Here is a 17036-nt window from a genome sequence, read left to right as displayed (position 1 = left end):
AATCATACGTGATATGATTTTATCGCAATCTGTTACTCATTATTCCAGGAGCGCAGCATGTCCAGTACCGGGCCGACACTGAATCTCACCTATGACGAATTGCTTGACGAAATCAAAAGCATCCTTCGCGTGCTCAGCCGGCACAGCAGTTCTTCCCGGGATGACTCTTCCACCACGGCTGCCTTTGACAGGGGGAGTTGCAGCGGCGCCATTGCGCTCTGGTATTCACTGGCATTATCAATGAGGGCGCCGGGGCGCGACTGTGAGGAGGATCGCAGACAGCTTCGGCTTCTGGCCGGACTGATCCTCGAAAACCAGGAGCCGCCTGCCGATGGCCGCTGAGAAACACCGCCGCCCATCGCCGCTACAGCGGCGGGTGCTGATTGTGCTGGCCGCCCTCGGTGCGAAACGTCCGGGACCGGTGGCCACGCGGGATATTGAGCGGGTGCTGGAGCAGGGCGGGGACGCCCCGGTGTACGGGCCGAATCTCCGCGCCTCCTGCCGGCGCATGGAAGCTGCGGGCTGGCTGCGCACCCTGCGAGCCCCGAACCTGCAGCTGGCCGTCGAGCTGACGGACGCCGGCCGTGCGCTGGCCGCCCCGCTTCTCGCTGACGAACAGGCGCGCGTCCTGGCGGAGCAGCGCGCGACAACGGTCCGGGTTCTGCCCCTGATCCCGCCCGGCCAGGCAGACGAGGCTCACGACCGGCCGGTGGAGCTGGACGGCATCTGGCACCTGGCGTGCCGGGGCGACTACGTCATCCGCCTCGACGGGACCACCTGTCTCCAGCTGTGGAACACGGCCGGGCAGGTGACGCGTATGACGGGCGATCCCCTTCAGGTGGCGCAGTGGCTCCAGGCCTGCCACGGGGCGGGTATTGCGGTCCGGATGCAGATCAATGAGAGCACCACGCCGGAGGCGGGCACGCTGATCGGTACCGAGCCGGAAGACCTGACCGGCACCTGGTACCGCCAGCTGGACGTCGCGCTTCAGGCACAGGGGATCACCGGTCTGACTGAGGATATTCGCCTTGCCGTGGTGAGCCCTGAGGAAGCCCTCCGGTCGCTGCCGGCACCGGCGCGGCTGCTGCACGTTCTGCGCGAAAGCCCGGAGGCGTTCCCGCTCACGGCTGCCGGGTATGAAGAAGATTCCGGCGCCGCTCTGGACACCCTGCTGGCCAGGGCCGGATTCACGTCGGGACAGGCACAGGAGCTGCGGCTGCACCGCATCCGCTGGGCTCAGATGAGTCAGGAAGACGCTGACCGGCGCGAACTGAACAGCCTGCTGGATGAGCTGGAACGGCGACAGCTGTACTGCAACCGCGAACAACTGACGGAGATTGTGTTTTCGCCGGTCCGTAAACCCGGCGAGCGCTGGACTGACCGTCTGCAGTGGCTCCTGATGACGGACGGATTCGGGTTCCGGAGTCCGCTCTCCCGTGACGCAGGCTCCAGGGCGCTGACGATCCTGGCCGGTTACACGGGGCAGGAGGTGGCGGACCATCTGGCCACGGTTATCGTCTGGAACGATGACAGCGCGGGGATGCCGTCATGAGCACAGGCAACGTCAATCTCATCGTCACCTGCACGCGCCGCAAAACCATAACAGCCGGTCAAACCGTCTTTCCATATGAACACGACGCCGGAAATGCTTATGAAGTCTGGCTGGAAAGGCTGGCCAGGGCGCGGAACGACGGCGCTGCCATAACAGCAGGTGAACTGTATACGGGCCAGCACTGGAGCAGGGCTGCTGCGGCTGCAAAACGTACCGGCGCAGAGCTGTGGGTGATTTCAGCGGGTCTGGGGCTGCTGCACGTATCAGACCCGGTGGTCCCTTATGAGGCAACGTTCTCCTCGATGCCGTTTAGTCACAGCAGACTATGGGAAAGCCTGACAGCTTGCCCGCCTGCTGAACGACGGTATGCTTCCCTGAGGACGCTGATGCAGTCGAGGCCTGACGATCGGTTTGTGGTGGCCGCCTCTCCGGTGTACCTGCGTGCCGTCGATTCAGATCTGTATGCAGGAAGGGAGGCGCTCTGTACCCCGGAACAGCTTGTTGTGGTGACGTCAAAAGGTTACCAGGGAATCCTGAAGGGCAGCGTCATTTATACCAGTGCAGACATGATAAATGCGCTCAACACGAATATGACTGGCCTCAATATCAGCTATGCCACTCAGTTACTTGTTAACGACGTATGTAAATAAGCATCCAGGCAAGACGTAAGACAAACACTCACGACTTATTTTTGGTATACGTAGCTGAGAAACGATATCATAAGATATCAGGGAAATATTGCGTGCTCTGCTTCCCGATAGACTGACCACAATCTTAATAACCATAAATATGTAAATGTAAGGTGCCATTATAAAATGGATTTAGTTTTAGATAATCATACTAAAAGCTATGCAGTACAAAATTACCGGCAAGACATAGACGGTCTCCGCGCTGCCGCTGTCCTGCTTGTTATATTATTCCATGCAGGATTATCGTACTTCCCTTCGGGCTTTATTGGTGTTGATATATTTTTCACCATATCAGGATTCCTGATTACCGGAAAAGTCATCAGTGAAATTGAAAGAGGAACATTCTCACTAACTAATTTTATAAAAGGCAGATTATGGCGATTGCAGCCTGCACTGCTGGTGACAATTCTCGGCGCCATCATTGTAGCGACATACTGCTACATTCCTGACGATTACACCGCATTCGCAAAAAGTGCCAAATACACCACTCTTTTCTTATCAAACCAGTATTTTGATAAGCTTAGTGCAGCATACGCATCTCCTGACTCTGATTACTTCCTGCTTTTGCATACATGGTCTTTAGCAATTGAATGGCAGTGGTATTTTTTCTTTGCGCTTTTCGCGACCATTTTGACACTGCTTGTCAGTAAATTTAAAAGAAAATTTGCGTATAAACCGTTCCTTTATGGCTGGTTGTTACTTACCTTAACTGCAACAATAATTGTTATTCTTATCAGCCTGTACTCGTCCAGTCAGCATTACTACTCATTAAATATGCGCGCTTTTGAGTTTCTGATTGGTGGAAGCGTAGCTTTATTAAAGGACAGAATTCAGATAACCAACAGATGGATAACTAATCCTCTGGCAGTAGTAGCTATCGCTGTACTTATCTGTACTTCAGGTTTAAGCATACCAGTTGAGGCATATCCAAATAGCTGGACACTGCTTGTTTGCCTTGCCTCAGCAATATTACTGATAAACCAGAACACATTCGTAAATCGAACTTTACAATTAGCACCGATAAACTACACAGGTAAAATTTCTTATTCTCTGTACCTCTGGCACTGGCCCATATTTGCAGCGTTCAATTATCTTGAGATCACTCTGTCCGGCAAGACACTGTGCATTGCGCTGGTGATAACTGCAGGACTGGCAGTGCTTACCTATCACGGTATTGAAGAGCGCTTCCGCCGGGTTAAGCTGTCATTTGCAAAGAGTATGATCCTGCTTGTATTGCTCCCCCTTACGGTCTGCACGGGCCTTTACACATTAACCGTGAAAACGAATGGTTTGCCACAGCGCTTCAGCGATGAATACAATCACTCGTTACAGCTGTTGAATTCCGCTTCCGAGAATGCCGCATCGAGGGATGGCTGCCTTAGTGGAAGCCAGGACCTTACGGACTGTCAGTTCGGCGACCATGAAGGTTCGAAGAAAGCCTTTCTGATTGGCGATTCAAATGCTAACCATTTCTGGGGTTTTTATGATGTCTTGGCTAAGAATGCTGGCATAAAAATGTACTCCCTCACCACGTCTTCGTGCCTGGCATTACCGGGAATTTATCAGTATGACTGGTGGAAATATAAAGGCGTCAAATATGAAGAATGTCATGATAACGCTGAGAAATATTATGATAATATAAAATCAAATCACTATGACTATGTTATTTTAGGGCATGTGTGGTCAAATTATTTTTCTGCCCAGTTAATCACTAAAGATGAGGATGAGCGAAGTGAGGCACTCTCAGCCAGTCGATACGAAATGGCGTTACGTACAGCCATACGTACTATCATAGATTCTGGTTCAAAGCCAATAATCATGTTCACCATTGCGAACATGCCACGCAACTATCAAAACTGTATAAATCAGCATGTTATTCATCGACGCCCATTTGACATCAATGAATGTGATATGCAAAACCCGGCAAATACCAACGGGGAAAAAGTCACGCAACTGATGAGTAAAATGAAGGCTGAGTTCCCAACGCTGACCTTTATTGATCCTAAATCAATACAGTGCATTAGTGGTAAATGCATTACAAATATTGATGGCGTAACTGTCTATCGTGACGTGGGACATCTTACCGACTATGCTTCCTATAAATTCGGTCAGCTGTACCTAAATGAATTTGGTAATCCATTAAAGTGAATATGGTGTACTTATAATATCTGATGGTAACTTAAAGGGCACATTGTGCCCTTTTTAACGCACCAGTCCTTCTCTATAAGACACATCCACTATTCACGTCATCGAGATATACTTTGCCGTCTCAAAATGAGACACTCAATATATAAAAAAACCAGAGATATAGACATGTTTCGGACACTGTACATAATTAGTTTGCTCATCGTGACTTATCCGGTAAGTGCGGATATTAACGGCAGGATTGTTCGTGTGCTCGACGGGGATACCGTTGAGATTCTTGGTGAGGGGAACCAGCTGAAGCGTGTTCGTCTTGCCGGTATCGATGCGCCTGAAAAGAACCAACCCTTTGGCCAGCGTTCCAGACAGGAACTCTCATCGATGGTGACACAGCGCATCGTTACCGTCACTGGCGAGGATGAGGATCGTTACGGCCGGCTGCTTGGCACGGTGTGGCTTGGCGCGAAGGATGTGAATGCCGAACAGATCCGTAAGGGACTGGCCTGGGCATATCGGTATCACGGAAAACCTGTCCGGAGCGACTACGCAACACTGGAAGACGAAGCCCGTCGTCAGGCTACAGGTCTCTGGTCAGTCCCTGGACAGACAGAACCCTGGCGCTGGCGAAGCAAGCATCACGAGAGAGGTTCAATTAGCGACGCCCCCTGATTCCGCACGTTGCCGACCGCAGGGGAAACTGGATGCCAGGTGAATGCCTCAGCAGGCACCGCCCCCTGTTTGGCCGTCCTGCCCGCCTCGTCACCACTGAGACTTTCGCGTAGCCATTCGCGCGCGGCATCCGGCGTCAGCACCAGAGGACGACGATCGTGGATATCGATAAGCCCCTTGTCCGCTGCTGCCGTGACAATAACAAAGCCTTCCCCGTCATCCCTCAGACCAAACGGTCGTGCGCCAATGGCAGCCATGAATACGGGCTGACCGTCCCTGCGGTAAATGAAATACGGCTGTTTTTTGTTCCTCTGACGTACCCATTCATACCACCCGTCAGCAAACACAACGGCGCGGCAGCGTTCCCACAGCGGACGAAACATACGTCCCTCAGCTGCGGTTTCAACACGGGCATTAATCAGGGGCGCTTTGTGCCACCACTCTGGGGAATACCCCCACAGAACAGGTTCGAGCTGCAGCTGATCATTGCTTTCACTGAGCAACAGTACCCGGGTCCCCGGCGCCACGTTGTAGCGTCCGATAGGCTCCGGTACTGCAGAAAACCCGGCATCAACCTCACCGGCCAGATAAGCCAGGTATTCAGCGCGGGTCTGTGACTGAGAAAAACGTCCACACATAAGCGTTTCCTGCCGTTAAAGGGTAAGTATAGGAAAAATGGGAAGCATGGATTGTTTAACGGCAACGGCACAACGATCCGGACAGGGAAGGCAAAAGCAGGAAGGAACGGGACGTCTAAATAGTGTATTCTTTTTATCAGGTTAAAGGAGACGTGAATGACAGAGAACAACCAGGAACTTATCGCGGCAGGATTTACCAGTAAGGAAATAGCGAGAATCAAACGTCACCAGGCGACGGGGGACTCGCTGGAAAAGGTGCTGAAGGATCTGGCCGGCTATTTCCTGTCGGTAGCCTGGATCTCCGGCGGGATGGTCATCATCACCCTGCTCACCGCGATTTTTGGCAGCGCCAGCCATGTTATCTCCTGCGTGGTTGCCGTCGTCTTTCTGCTGATTGTGTTGCTTCTGGTGATGCCGGTCAGACTTGGCTATAAATCATGGAAGCTGATGAGATCACATATCAGCGACTCCGGTCATCACGGGTAAGGAGTTCCAGTACCACCTTTGCACTGACCCCCCATCCCAGAACCTTCATCGTCAGTTTGCCCGGAGACATGGTTTCCACCTTGCGGTAATAGTCTCCGGGAAGATAACGGAAAAGACGCCAGGCCTCAGCTTTCCCGGTCAGACCAAACACACCATAAACGCTGGCTGCAAGCGTGGTTGCATTAAAAATCCCCAGCCCGACATCGCGGCTGAAACCCATAAACTCCGCTACGGACATGGCGCCGTCCGCCAGGATCCCCTCTGAAGCAGGTTCATTCAGGAGCTGACGGGCTGCTTCCCGTGATACCGTATTAAGGGCATCACCGACCAGAACGGCACCGGCAAGCATTCCAGCTGGTGTCATGGTGGCGATCATAACACCGCCAAACACAGCCTGTACGCCGGCCAGAACGACCTTAATGCCGGATATGAAGTATCCGACAATTTTATTCTGCTCTGTTACGTACTGTATTTCAGCGTAGATCCGGGCATAACCGGTTTTCAGCATACGCGACTGTTCAAGTAGAAACTCATTTTCAGCCCTGAGGTTCTTCAGGCAGGAAATGCACTCTTCATCATTTCTTGCTCTCCTTGCCGCGTCAAACTGTTGCATGACAACCTGTCTGATTTCATCCACAAATTTCAGACGGGTCAGTGAATCACTGAGGTGCATGGCCGCGACGGTATTTGCGGTATTAACAAGCTTTCGGGCTTCCAGATTGATCATTGTATCAGCCCACTGGCGCCGGCTCTGACCGGGAAAAAGCGCGATATCCATTACATATTCCTTATCTGTCGTCAGGACGAGAAGTCATTAGCCTGCCTGCCTCAAATATTGCAGCTGCACGCCAGGACTTCACGTCTTCAGTTTTCTTACCGTCAACATACCAGTAGAGCCCGTCGGTACTTATTCGCTCAAAAAGAAAAGACATATCCCACACGTGTTCAGGGATTAACGTTCCTTCACCCGCCAGAATACCGGCCGTGATGGAGTGATTACCTCCCCGAACAAAACCAATGCGCCAGGGCAGCCAGAGTTCAACATAATGGTTAGTACGATCCTGCTGCCATACTCTTCCTTTTGCCGTACCAATCCGGGACACATTATCGATATAACGGGAAAGACTCCACGGCCAGGGAAGAACCATATCGGAGGCCAGAGAAAGCGGGTAATCTTCTGGATTAACTTCTCCCGCCTTCATACTGCTATAGTCCTGAACCTCTGTGATGGCATTAAAGAAAAATTCCCCGGGTGTCAAATCCGGACGGGCATCGGTTCCTTCTTCTGCCACCGCGAGCAGGAAATCACTCTGCAAAGGGCGGACCATAGCGCGAATTAAATCCGGCAAAGCCTGGACCGGCAGAGAAGACGCAACCGACAGCAGATGTTCAAAATTATTCTTAGCCGTGGTGAGCCTGCTGTACTTTCTGTTCCCTTTCCAGAACACAATTCTTCTCCCGGTATTCACTCAGCCAGCTATGCCAGTCGTCAGATCCGTACTCGATTTTGTCAATAATAGCCACTGCACTGGTATCAAATATCACGGTAGTTGTACCGTGAAGATAGCTGTCCGTAAATATACCTTCCCAGTCATAAACGCCCTGGATACCACAATTCAGGTAAAGGCGGATCATTTCATCTGAATCTACATGCCTGTCACCCACATAAAGCATACTCCCTTTGTAAGTGCTGTATTGAGGCTCGCGCAGGGCATGCCAGTCCCAGCCTTTACTGAGTTGGCTACTGATGCTGACTGGAAGTCCATCTCTCAGACGTGCCGCGATATCGGGCTGCTCTGCGAGCGGCAACCGGTGATTAGCGATAATCGCCCCGGTGTTCAGTTCACACCGGCAAACCAGTGGCAGTCCGGGATTTCTGTTTTTGAATAACGCATGATTGCTGGCTCCTTTAAAATTATCCGTAAACCAGCAGGCAGCGATGTTTCCGGACTCACCAGTTCCTTTGTATGCCACATCAAACTTATCAAAACGCTGTCTGGTTCCGTGAAAAAGCTGCATTGCCGGCACCTTCAGTCAGACCTTATTGAGTAGGAGGATCACATTGTTCTTAAATGTAGGAGCAGTATGCCGCCTGGCTACATGGAGGCGCCAGCGAATGTTAACTATTAAAATGAAGGCCAGTGGCGCCGTCGCCCGGCAAAGCCGGTAACGCAGCTACCAGATTCTGGTGTGAAAATGCCGAGCAGCGCGCAGGCATTCAATAAGGAGAGCATGAAAAACCTCGGGGCAGCCATCGAATGATGCCATCTACAGGGGTTAAAATAACCACCATCATTTCATAACAATACCTGCTGACTATGAAGATCTACGTCATCAAAATAGCAGTTCATGGAGTCAGTCCGATGGTCTGGCGTCGGCTGAGAATTGCTGCCGACACGTCACTGGCCGCGCTTCACTTCATTTTCCAGATAGTGCAGGGCTGGGGGGACGACCATCTCCATCAATTTCACATTTATGGCAAAGATTACGGTATCTCCTACGAAGGAGGCATCGGTTTTGTCGATAATCCGTTCCGGGTCGTGATTGATGATTTTGCTTTTGATGCTGGCGATCGCTTTACCTATGAATACAATTTCTTTGAGCACTGGCTTCATGACATTCGTGTTGAGGCCATTTATGAAAACTCTACGCTGAAAGCGCCGTTTTGTATAAGCGGCCATGGTATGCCCGGAGCCACAGCTGCGGATGAGTTCGATAAAACCCTGGCGTTTCTTGAAGCTATCGTTAATGCGGATGATGAAACAACGGTCGGCGAGATCCGCCCTTTTGCTGACGACCTGGATGCTGTCAGGTTCAACCGCCACAAAATCAACCGGCAACTGAGCAGGCTCGACCTTGCATCTCCGGTACTGGAGCCTGAAGTTATCTGGCTGGGCCGTCGTCGCTGACTGATGTCTATAAAGGTATACGTTTTCAGCATGCCTCTCAGATCCCCGAAAAAATGTCTATAAACCTCCCTAAATCAGTGTTTATGGATTATTCTTTAAATCTCTATGATGTTTAAAGACCTTCCGGAGGTTTTGCGTGCAATATGCCTACATCAGGGTAAGCTCGGCCGATCAGAATACGGCCCGTCAGGAAGAGGCATTGTCAAAGGCGGGTTTTCAGCCTGATAAAATTTGTGTTGAGCATGCCAGCGCGAAGGACACAAACCGCCCGGGGTTACAGGAACTCCTGGGGCAATTACGCCCTGGTGATACGCTTCTGGTTCATTCCATCGATCGCCTTTGCCGGAATATGTCGGATATGTGCGCTGTCACCACCCGGCTTCGTGACCAGGGCGTTACCCTTATTTTTCTGAAAGAGCAGCTGACGTTCAGCGCCGGCACAAACAATCCGATGCAGGAACTGCAGCTGCACATGATGTCGGCATTCAGCCAGTTTGAACGAGCCTTACTGAAGGAAAGGCAGGCCGACGGCATCGCCGCGAAAAAAGCACGGGGTGAAAAAACAGGGCGCCCCGGCGCCGATATCAAAAAGATCCAGGAAATTGACGCACTCAGAAGCAGAGGGGTCAGGCTCAGGATCGCCTGCGACCATGCGGGCCTTGGCGTTTCCACATATTATAAGCTTCGTCACCAGATGAACAACCAGTAGCCGGGAGATAGTCATCCACCACAGCAGGAGGCAATGATGCAACTGACGCTCCAGATAGTCATCACCGATGAATCAGGCTCCAGTCGAACGGAGGAACTGATGACAATCCAGAAATCAGGGGAGACCCGGAACGACATCGGATTATCGGTGTCAGAATCCAAGCTGTTGCTGAATACGGTCCAGCAGTCGGTGGTCCAGCTGCAGGCAGACGAATATACTCAACACCATATCCGGTGCCCTCACTGCCTTGCTGCGCGCAGAATCAAAGGCAAACAGAAAATACGGTACCGGACGCTGTTTGGCGTTATTCCGGTATCCGGGCTTCGGGTGTACCGGTGCCGTTGTGAAGAGAGTGATACAAAGACAGTCAGTTTGCTCAGCGACTGGGCCGGCGATTATTCTCACCCGGCACTGAAATATATTGAAACCCGCTGGGCCTCGATGATCTCCTATGAAATGACGACTCGTCTGCTGAAAGATATTCTGCCGGTGGGCCACAGCCTGAATGCCTCAACGGTGAGGAATCATTTATGCCAGGTGGCGCAGCGTCTTGACGCTGAGGCTGAAGCTCATTCAGGTTTTCTTTCCGGCTGCCCCCGCGACTGGGGGAACCTGCCCAGGCCAGGAAAACCGCTTGTGGTGGGTATAGATGGTGGTTATGTTCGCGATCGGGATGACAAAAAGCGTAATTTTGAAATTATTGCCGGGAAGTCTTTTTCCGTTGGTGCGCCTGCTGACACCCGCCGCTTCGGTTTTGTTCAGAAGGATGACTGTCATCCGGAACGCAGGCTCATGACCCACCTTTCAGCGCAGGGAATGCAGGCCAACCAGCAGATATTTTTTCTGTCCGACGGCGCGGATAATCTCAGGGACCTCCAGTTCGGTATGTACCCTGAGTCAACGCATGTGCTGGACTGGTTTCATATCACCATGAGGCTGAAGGTGCTCATGCAATATGCCCGGGGACTGCTGGTATCAGATCCAGAGGCGGGGAGTAAAGTTCTGGCACTGCTGGAAAGCATTAAACGATATCTCTGGCATGGCAATGTTGTCGCTGCGCTGGAACATATTGATAATTGCGTTATGTATTGCGATGACCCTGAACTCAGCTATCCTAGCCTGAAATCCCTGCAAAAACATCTGGATGAAATGTATACCTACATCCGGAATAATAAGATGATGATCCCAAACTACGGCGAAATGCGTCGGTACGGAGAGCCGGTATCAACCGCGTTTGTGGAATCCACGATCAATGAAGTGATCGCCAGACGAATGGCCAAAAAGCAGCAGATGCAGTGGAGCAGAAAAGGGGCTCATTATTTGTTACAGACCCGGACCGCCGTTTTGAATAACGAACTGCAGGATAAATTTGTCTGCTGGTATCCGGGTTTTCAAAGTGACGGGAAGGGACCAGCGATGGCAGCATAGCTCACGCTGCCCCAATATTTTTTATGCTCTCGGTCGTATGGAAGCTGGACCGCCTCGGTCGTGATCTTCGTCATCTCATTAATACAGTGCACGACCTGACCGCGAGGGGGACCGGTCTGAAAGTGCTGACCGGTCACGGGGCGACTATCGACACAACAACGGCCGCTGGCAAGCTTGTCTTCGGTATCTTTGCCGCACTGGCGGAGTTTGAGCGCGAACTGATTGCTGAAAGAACGACTGCAGGTCTGGCATCAGCAAGAGCCCGTGGGCGGAACGGCGGCCGACCTTATAAAATGACGCCAGTCAAACTGCGACTGGCAATGGCATCAATGGGACAATCAGAAACAAAGGTCAGTACGCTATGCCAGGAACTTGGGATAACCCGGCAAACTTTGTACAGGCATATTTCCCCTGTTGGTCAACTGCGGGCGGACGGGATCAAGCTGCTCAACCGTGGATAATTTGAACGGACGGAAAAATCTGGGGTTCCGGCGTAGTACCCCTATCACCTCCACATTTTTGCAACAGTGCCTTATAAATGGCAGCCTTATGTTTACTTGCCAAGATGGGCTACCATATGATGTTTTATACTGAGCAATATTAATATTATCTTTAATGGAAAAATTAAGCCCACTAAGTGACCCACTGCTATATGGCTCTATTGTGAAGACGCCTGAGGGTAAAAATTTATACATGGTTGTCCCTATGTCTATTATTGCAAGGTTGACAATATTATTCGTTTTATAAATTTGAGCGTTTAAAATCACACATCAAAGCAATTAGTCAGGATAAACAACAATACCCAGTGCTTCGAGAATCAGTTCTTGCTGCCAGGCTGCAATTTTGATACCTGATGTATCGACTTTGCGGGGATCTAAACCGTCGAGTTCGGCGTGGCATAAATTGGCACCCTGTAGGCTAAATTGCCCCCAGACATCTTCGGAAAAAACACCTCGACTTAAGTCTGACTCTTTCAGTGATGCACCCGCTAGGTTCGTTCCTATCCAGCGATTTTCAAACAACTCACATTTTTCTAAACAAACCCTCTCCATATTGGCATAGGAAAGATTACATCCAGAAATAAATGCTGAGCAAAAGTACATACGATTACTCACTTGATGGGCAAAGTTTGTTCGGGAAAAGTTGGCACCTTTTAAATCACACGCACGGAACTCTATACCGTAGCAATTGGCATTACTGAAGTTTGCCATCGCAAGTTGGCATTGTTGGAAACTTGCATCACGAAGATCTGCGACATCAAAGTGGCAGCCTTCGATATCACCCTGTTCAATGAACTTGCAGTTGACGAATGTCGTATCACGCAAGTTAGCACGTCGAAAGTCGCTGCGAATGAATGTGCAAGCGGTGAAGGTGAGATCACTTAAGTCTTTATGTGAAAAGTTGTGGTGCCGATATGTATGATTGTAGGTTTCCATGAGTACTCCTTGTTGAAAGGAGGGCTAGACTACCATTATACATATGCCAAGACATTAAAATAAAAGCCTGTTACATCAACACATTACAACCCCTCAATTTACCTGTTTTAAGTGGTCAAATTGGCGCGTAGAGCGCCTATCGCTCTTGCATTGGCACGCGGCCCTGTTGAAAAAAGTTATTCGCTTTAGATAGGGTTAGGAGAGCCGTGCTTCGCCGGTAAAAAATCGGACTATCCGACGCAGGGCGGACTCATCGGCGGAGAAGCAAACTTTGACTATATCTCCCTACACTTGGAAGAGGGCTAGACTGGCCCCATAGATCACCAGACACTTCGACTCTCTTAAAATAAGAGGTAGTCTTGGAACTATGTTTAATACCAGTCAGAACGATAAGATGGTTGAAGTGTTATCAGGACCTGAGCGGCGTCGGCGTCGTACACCGCAGGAAAAAATTGCCATTATTCAGCAGACTATGGAGCCCGGTATGACCGTGTCTCATGTCGCGCGCCTGCATGGCATCAATGCAAACCAGATATTCAAATGGCGCAAGCAATATTAAGACGGTTCACTGACGGCTGTTGCATCGGGCGAGGAAGTGGTGCCGGCCTCCGAACTCGCTGCCGCCAATAAGCAAATTCGCGAACTCCAGCGCCTTCTGGGCAAAAAGACGATGGAAGCCGAGATACTCAAAGAGGCCGTGGAGTTCGGCCGGGCAAAAAAATGGATTGCGCATGCGCCCTCGTTGCCTGGGAACGACGAATAAGCGACGTTTGCAGAAGTCTTGGCGTGTCGCGTGCGCAGTTGAGCATTCGGGTTCACCGGCCATCTGACTGACAGGATCGCAGACGGCAGCCCCGTTCTGACGATACCACCGTATTGTCCCGGATAAACATGGCGGTGGCTGACCTGCCGACGTATGGTTATCGCCGTGTGTGGGCGCTGCTGCGACGGGAGTCGGAGCGGGACGGCCTGCCTGTGGTTAATGCAAAGCGGGTGTATCGCATTATGAGAACGCATAATCTGCTTCTTGAACGTAAACCCGCTGATCCTTGCCGTAAGCGGGCCCATAAGGGGCGCGTAGCAGTAGCGGAAAGTAACCGGCGCTGGTGCTCAGATGGCTTTGAGTTCCGCTGTGATAATGGCGAAAAGCTGCGGGTGACCTTCGCGCAGGACTGCTGCGACAGGGAGATCATTGACTGGGCAGCGAGCACCGGAGGCTATGACAAAGAAACGGTGCAGGATGTCATGCTGGGTGCGGTGGAAAAACGCTTCGGAAGGCAGTTGCCAACAGTGCCGGCGTTCGCCCGGTTGCTGGGACTGGAGCCTTGTACGACAGCAGTGCGAAGCCCGGAAAGCAATGGCATAGCAGAAAGCTTCGTGATGACGATAAAACGGGACTACATCAGCATCATGCCGAAACCGGACAGCGAGGCAGCGGTGATGAATCTGGCGGTGGCGTTCAGTCATTACAACGAACATCATCCGCATAGTGCACTGGGATATCGCTCACCACGGGAATATATACGCAGGAAGTTATCGCAACCGTAAGAGAGCAAAAACGTCTGGATATATAGGGTCAAATCCACTGTAAATATATTACCAGTTCTTAATTACTGAATCTCCGATCCCTGCAATATGCTCGTTGAGTTCATTCATAGATGAATGAGTATTTGTAATATACAGGACTACTATACGAGATGGCTTGCCTCCGGGGCCCAACAGTGCAACGATGCCCCGAGATCCGTGATCACCTGCTCCTGTTTTATCCGCTATCATCCAGCCAGCTGGCAGTACAGAGCGGAACAGAGGCCCGCCGACTTTATCTTCCTGCATCCAGCTTATTAATTTTTTTCGAGATTTTTCTGTAAGTACACTTTCGTTTAACAATTTTTGTAGCGTTTGAGCCATCGCTGCCGGAGTGGTGGTATCACGCTCATCGCCAGGCTTCGCCTCATTAAGGCTGGGTTCGTGTCGATCAAGCCTTGTATAACTATCACCAGTGCTACGCAGAAAATGAGTTAATCCCTCCGGCCCGCCAATAGTTGATAGCAATAAATTTGCAGCAGTGTTATCACTGGTGGTAATGGCAGCATTGCATAACTCAGAAACCGTCATTCCATCTGCAATGTGCTGACTGGTTAGTGGAGAATAGTCGTCCAGGTCATGCTTATTATAGGTAATTCGGCGTTCAAGTTGTTCAAGCCCTTTATCAACACGTACTAATATTGCTCCACATAACAAAACTTTGAATGTGCTCATCATAGGAAAACGTTCTTCACGGCGATGACTACTCAGAACCTTCCCGGATAAAAAGTCTATTTCAGTAAAACCAACCCGACCTTTGATATGGTCTTCTGTGCTTTGTATTGTATCAGTAACATTGACTGGTGTAGATAATGCTGGAGTACACATTCCAGCCAGTAAAGAGATTATAATAAGGCGGATCTTTTTCATATTAATATCCTTTTTAAAATTAAGTTAAGTAATAATAGATAAATAATGAGTAAACAGGCTCTGTTCAGCCGGACTGTCGGTGTACCACCGGAGCACGTAAAGCATCCGGTGCAATCTTCAGCCGGGTAAGCACCGGACCGATAATCTGGCCGAAGACAGGCGCCGCCACTGAGCCACCAAAATGCTGTCCCGCTTTGGGATTGTTAATAACCACAACCAGTGCCACTTCAGGACGGCTCGCCGGCGCGACGCCTGCCGTATAGGTAATATGCCCCCCGTCATATTTTCCACCGGCACCTAACTTCTCTGCGGTTCCGGTTTTTATTGCCAGACGGTAGCCCGGTACAGCTGCCCTTACGCCACTTCCGCCGGGTAACACATCACTTTCCATCATTCTGATTACAGCATCGGCAAGCTTCGGGTCCGCCACCTGCTCACCGTACACCGGCGCGGATAACCGTGTAACGGATAACGGATGATAAACGCCACAGGCCCCGAGAGTGGCATAGGCTCTGGCTAACTGGAGCGGGGTTACCCGGAGGCCGTAGCCAAAAGCGAAGGTGGCGCGCTCAATATCAGCCCATCGATGGCGACTGAACGGAAAGTAACCAGTACTTTCACCGGGAAGGCCCAGCCCTGTCGGTTTTCCCAGCCCGAAGGATGAATACGTTTTTACCAGCGCATCCGAAGGCATCGCCAGGGCAATATGTGAAACTCCGGTATCACTGGATTTCTGAAGTATGCCGGTCGGCGTCAGCGCCGGCCAGTATCCCACGTCCCGGATAAGATGGCCGTCAACCCTGAACGGCCTTGTGTCAAGAAGCGTGCTGCTGCTGATAATATGGCGGCGCAGGCCTTCAAGAATGACGAAGGGTTTAACCGTTGAACCCGGCTCAAAGCTGTCATTAATCGCCACGTTACGCATTTCAGCGGAAGTGGCACCGGAAAAACGGTTGGGATTAAACGACGGATAGGATGCCATAGCCAGAATTTCGCCGGTGTTTACGCTGACAAGCACCGCAGCGCCTGACTGGGCGTGATGTTGCTCGACCCCCTCCCTTAACCGGCTGTAAACAATATACTGAAGCACACTGTCAATACTCAGCCTGATCGCCGGTGCAGTTTCCGGAGCGTCATACTGGATCACGCTGATGACGCCCCCCCTGGCGTTTTTGCGTATTTTTTTCACCCCGAAGTCCTTTCTCAGAACGGTGTTAAAGCTCTGCTCAATACCACTCAGCCCTCTATTTTCGGCACCGGTCACACCAATGAGCGAGGCTGATGCCTCACCCAGCGGATAGTAGCGATTTTCATTGTATTTCTGACTTATGCCCGGCAGATGCAGCTGTGACACGGCCCTGGACAATGACAGGGGCGACTTTTTCTTCAGAAACAGGAATTCCTTGTCCGAATTATCTTGAATAGTTCTGCGAAGTTCCTCAGGCGTGATATCCAGCAAGTCGGCCAGAAAAGCCCATCTGGCTTCCGCGAAGTCCGGATGAGCGGCAGCGATGCGTTTTGGATCAGCAATGATGTCACGTGCCGGCACGCTCATGGCGAGAACAACGCCGTAACGATCGGTCAGGGTTCCGCGCTGTGCTGGCAGTGCAAGTGTCCGTACGGATCGACGGTCAGCCGCATTTTCCAGGACAGCGTGGTCAAAAAGCTGAAGTCCGGTGAGCCTGGCAACCAGCACGATAAAGATTAATGCGATACCGGCAAGAAGAATATTATATCTGACGTTGCTGAATCCCTTCTCAGGTGATGACGGGCGAATACTTTGTTTATTTTTCATCGCGGAGTTTTTTATCATTTTCGCTGGAGTCTGCTCCCCTTGCAGCAGGCTGCCTTACAGAGCCTCATGCTGCAGGGGAGCAGAAAAAATCGACGCCAGAAGCGGTATATTCAGTGCAGGTGTAATTCT

At 51.1% G+C, this 17036-nt stretch carries 16 protein-coding genes and 2 pseudogenes; 11 read left to right on the top strand and 7 right to left on the bottom strand.

All coding sequences use genetic code 11. From position 1 onward, the window contains the following. The first annotated feature begins 57 nt into the window (after positions 1–57). The 5 genes from FY206_RS24800 to FY206_RS24780 all read left to right on the top strand — a co-directional run bounded on the left by FY206_RS24800 (position 58) and on the right by FY206_RS24780 (position 5052). Entirely contained in the window at positions 58–342 is a 285-nt protein-coding gene (locus FY206_RS24800; protein WP_022650043.1) for a hypothetical protein, read from the top strand. A 475-nt stretch (positions 343–817) separates the two neighbouring features. Next, positions 818–1552, top strand: a complete 735-nt coding sequence (locus FY206_RS25685) for a hypothetical protein (RefSeq protein ID WP_229233309.1) — start codon at positions 818–820, stop codon at positions 1550–1552. Beyond that, positions 1549–2202, top strand: a complete 654-nt coding sequence (locus FY206_RS24790; RefSeq protein ID WP_032635083.1) for a DUF6884 domain-containing protein — start codon at positions 1549–1551, stop codon at positions 2200–2202. The genes FY206_RS25685 and FY206_RS24790 overlap by 4 nt, the downstream gene beginning before the upstream one ends. Before the next feature lie 165 nt (positions 2203–2367). Then, positions 2368–4389: an acyltransferase family protein gene (locus tag FY206_RS24785; RefSeq protein ID WP_012477570.1), complete on the top strand. Its 2022-nt coding sequence runs from the start codon at positions 2368–2370 to the stop codon at positions 4387–4389. A 165-nt stretch (positions 4390–4554) separates the two neighbouring features. After that, on the top strand, positions 4555–5052 hold the full coding sequence (locus tag FY206_RS24780) for a thermonuclease family protein (protein ID WP_022650044.1): 498 nt from the start codon (positions 4555–4557) through the stop codon (positions 5050–5052). On the opposite strand, the gene FY206_RS24775 is transcribed toward FY206_RS24780, so the two are convergent. After that, on the bottom strand, positions 5019–5690 hold the full coding sequence (locus tag FY206_RS24775; RefSeq protein ID WP_012477572.1) for an SOS response-associated peptidase: 672 nt from the start codon (positions 5688–5690) through the stop codon (positions 5019–5021). The two genes, FY206_RS24780 and FY206_RS24775, sit on opposite strands and share 34 nt — an antisense overlap. A 156-nt stretch (positions 5691–5846) precedes the next feature. Here FY206_RS24775 and FY206_RS24770 point away from each other — a divergent pair, with 156 nt between their 5' ends. After that, positions 5847–6176 carry a hypothetical protein gene (locus FY206_RS24770; RefSeq protein WP_012477573.1) on the top strand — a complete coding sequence of 110 codons (330 nt, stop codon included), beginning with the start codon at positions 5847–5849 and terminating at the stop codon, positions 6174–6176. Here FY206_RS24770 and FY206_RS24765 read toward each other — a convergent pair. The 3 genes from FY206_RS24765 to FY206_RS24755 are packed head-to-tail and all read right to left on the bottom strand — an operon-like array spanning position 6151 to position 8195. Continuing rightward, a complete protein-coding gene (locus tag FY206_RS24765) occupies positions 6151–6954 on the bottom strand; it encodes a DUF4225 domain-containing protein (protein ID WP_022650045.1) in 804 nt (267 codons plus the stop codon). The two genes, FY206_RS24770 and FY206_RS24765, sit on opposite strands and share 26 nt — an antisense overlap. A 10-nt stretch (positions 6955–6964) precedes the next feature. Next, positions 6965–7627, bottom strand: a complete 663-nt coding sequence (locus FY206_RS24760; protein WP_032623594.1) for a DUF6710 family protein — start codon at positions 7625–7627, stop codon at positions 6965–6967. Beyond that, a complete protein-coding gene (locus FY206_RS24755; RefSeq protein WP_022650047.1) occupies positions 7578–8195 on the bottom strand; it encodes a hypothetical protein in 618 nt (205 codons plus the stop codon). Before FY206_RS24755 ends, FY206_RS24760 begins: the two co-directional genes overlap by 50 nt. 299 nt (positions 8196–8494) lie before the next feature. On the opposite strand from FY206_RS24755, the gene FY206_RS24750 reads away from it, so the two are divergent. The 4 genes and pseudogenes from FY206_RS24750 to FY206_RS24735 all read left to right on the top strand — a co-directional run. Continuing rightward, positions 8495–9085 (top strand): plasmid pRiA4b ORF-3 family protein, encoded by a 591-nt coding sequence (locus FY206_RS24750; RefSeq protein WP_012477564.1) that lies wholly within the window; start codon positions 8495–8497, stop codon positions 9083–9085. A 136-nt stretch (positions 9086–9221) separates the two neighbouring features. After that, complete coding sequence (locus tag FY206_RS24745) at positions 9222–9794, top strand: recombinase family protein (RefSeq protein WP_001493762.1); 573 nt, start codon at positions 9222–9224, stop codon at positions 9792–9794. A 36-nt stretch (positions 9795–9830) separates the two neighbouring features. Continuing rightward, positions 9831–11222, top strand: a complete 1392-nt coding sequence (locus tag FY206_RS24740) for an ISKra4-like element ISKpn19 family transposase (RefSeq protein ID WP_001493761.1) — start codon at positions 9831–9833, stop codon at positions 11220–11222. A gap of 32 nt (positions 11223–11254) precedes the next feature. Further along, positions 11255–11683: pseudogene (locus FY206_RS24735) on the top strand (recombinase family protein); the annotation flags it as partial. A gap of 318 nt (positions 11684–12001) precedes the next feature. Here FY206_RS24735 and FY206_RS24730 read toward each other — a convergent pair. Beyond that, positions 12002–12658 carry a quinolone resistance pentapeptide repeat protein QnrS1 gene (locus tag FY206_RS24730; RefSeq protein ID WP_001516695.1) on the bottom strand — a complete coding sequence of 219 codons (657 nt, stop codon included), beginning with the start codon at positions 12656–12658 and terminating at the stop codon, positions 12002–12004. A 394-nt stretch (positions 12659–13052) separates the two neighbouring features. Here FY206_RS24730 and FY206_RS24725 point away from each other — a divergent pair. Then, a pseudogene (locus FY206_RS24725) lies at positions 13053–14206 on the top strand (IS3 family transposase). Between the two features lie 48 nt (positions 14207–14254). Here FY206_RS24725 and FY206_RS24720 read toward each other — a convergent pair. After that, the gene (locus FY206_RS24720; RefSeq protein ID WP_012477595.1) at positions 14255–15112 is read right to left on the bottom strand and encodes a class A beta-lactamase LAP-2; all 858 of its coding nucleotides are present in this window, start codon (positions 15110–15112) and stop codon (positions 14255–14257) included. Positions 15113–15176: 64 nt separating this feature from the next. After that, positions 15177–16907, bottom strand: a complete 1731-nt coding sequence (locus FY206_RS24715; RefSeq protein ID WP_032623598.1) for a penicillin-binding transpeptidase domain-containing protein — start codon at positions 16905–16907, stop codon at positions 15177–15179. Positions 16908–17036 lie beyond the last annotated feature (129 nt).

The organism is Enterobacter chengduensis, assembly GCF_001984825.2.
GTDB lineage: Bacteria > Pseudomonadota > Gammaproteobacteria > Enterobacterales > Enterobacteriaceae > Enterobacter > Enterobacter chengduensis.
The sequence above is the reverse complement of the archived record's forward strand: the minus strand, read 5'-3'. Positions and strand labels throughout refer to the sequence as shown.

Bases quoted from the DNA above. Each gene is read 5' to 3' on its own strand.
- FY206_RS24800 (WP_022650043.1), top strand. From the start codon at position 58: ATGTCCAGTACCGGGCCGACACTGAATCTCACCTATGACGAATTGCTT.
- FY206_RS25685 (WP_229233309.1), top strand. From the start codon at position 818: ATGACGGGCGATCCCCTTCAGGTGGCGCAGTGGCTCCAGGCCTGCCAC.
- FY206_RS24790 (WP_032635083.1), top strand. From the start codon at position 1,549: ATGAGCACAGGCAACGTCAATCTCATCGTCACCTGCACGCGCCGCAAA.
- FY206_RS24785 (WP_012477570.1), top strand. From the start codon at position 2,368: ATGGATTTAGTTTTAGATAATCATACTAAAAGCTATGCAGTACAAAAT.
- FY206_RS24780 (WP_022650044.1), top strand. From the start codon at position 4,555: ATGTTTCGGACACTGTACATAATTAGTTTGCTCATCGTGACTTATCCG.
- FY206_RS24775 (WP_012477572.1), bottom strand. From the start codon at position 5,690: ATGTGTGGACGTTTTTCTCAGTCACAGACCCGCGCTGAATACCTGGCT.
- FY206_RS24770 (WP_012477573.1), top strand. From the start codon at position 5,847: ATGACAGAGAACAACCAGGAACTTATCGCGGCAGGATTTACCAGTAAG.
- FY206_RS24765 (WP_022650045.1), bottom strand. From the start codon at position 6,954: ATGGATATCGCGCTTTTTCCCGGTCAGAGCCGGCGCCAGTGGGCTGAT.
- FY206_RS24755 (WP_022650047.1), bottom strand. From the start codon at position 8,195: ATGCAGCTTTTTCACGGAACCAGACAGCGTTTTGATAAGTTTGATGTG.
- FY206_RS24750 (WP_012477564.1), top strand. From the start codon at position 8,495: ATGAAGATCTACGTCATCAAAATAGCAGTTCATGGAGTCAGTCCGATG.
- FY206_RS24740 (WP_001493761.1), top strand. From the start codon at position 9,831: ATGCAACTGACGCTCCAGATAGTCATCACCGATGAATCAGGCTCCAGT.
- FY206_RS24730 (WP_001516695.1), bottom strand. From the start codon at position 12,658: ATGGAAACCTACAATCATACATATCGGCACCACAACTTTTCACATAAA.
- FY206_RS24720 (WP_012477595.1), bottom strand. From the start codon at position 15,112: ATGAAAAAGATCCGCCTTATTATAATCTCTTTACTGGCTGGAATGTGT.
- FY206_RS24715 (WP_032623598.1), bottom strand. From the start codon at position 16,907: ATGAAAAATAAACAAAGTATTCGCCCGTCATCACCTGAGAAGGGATTC.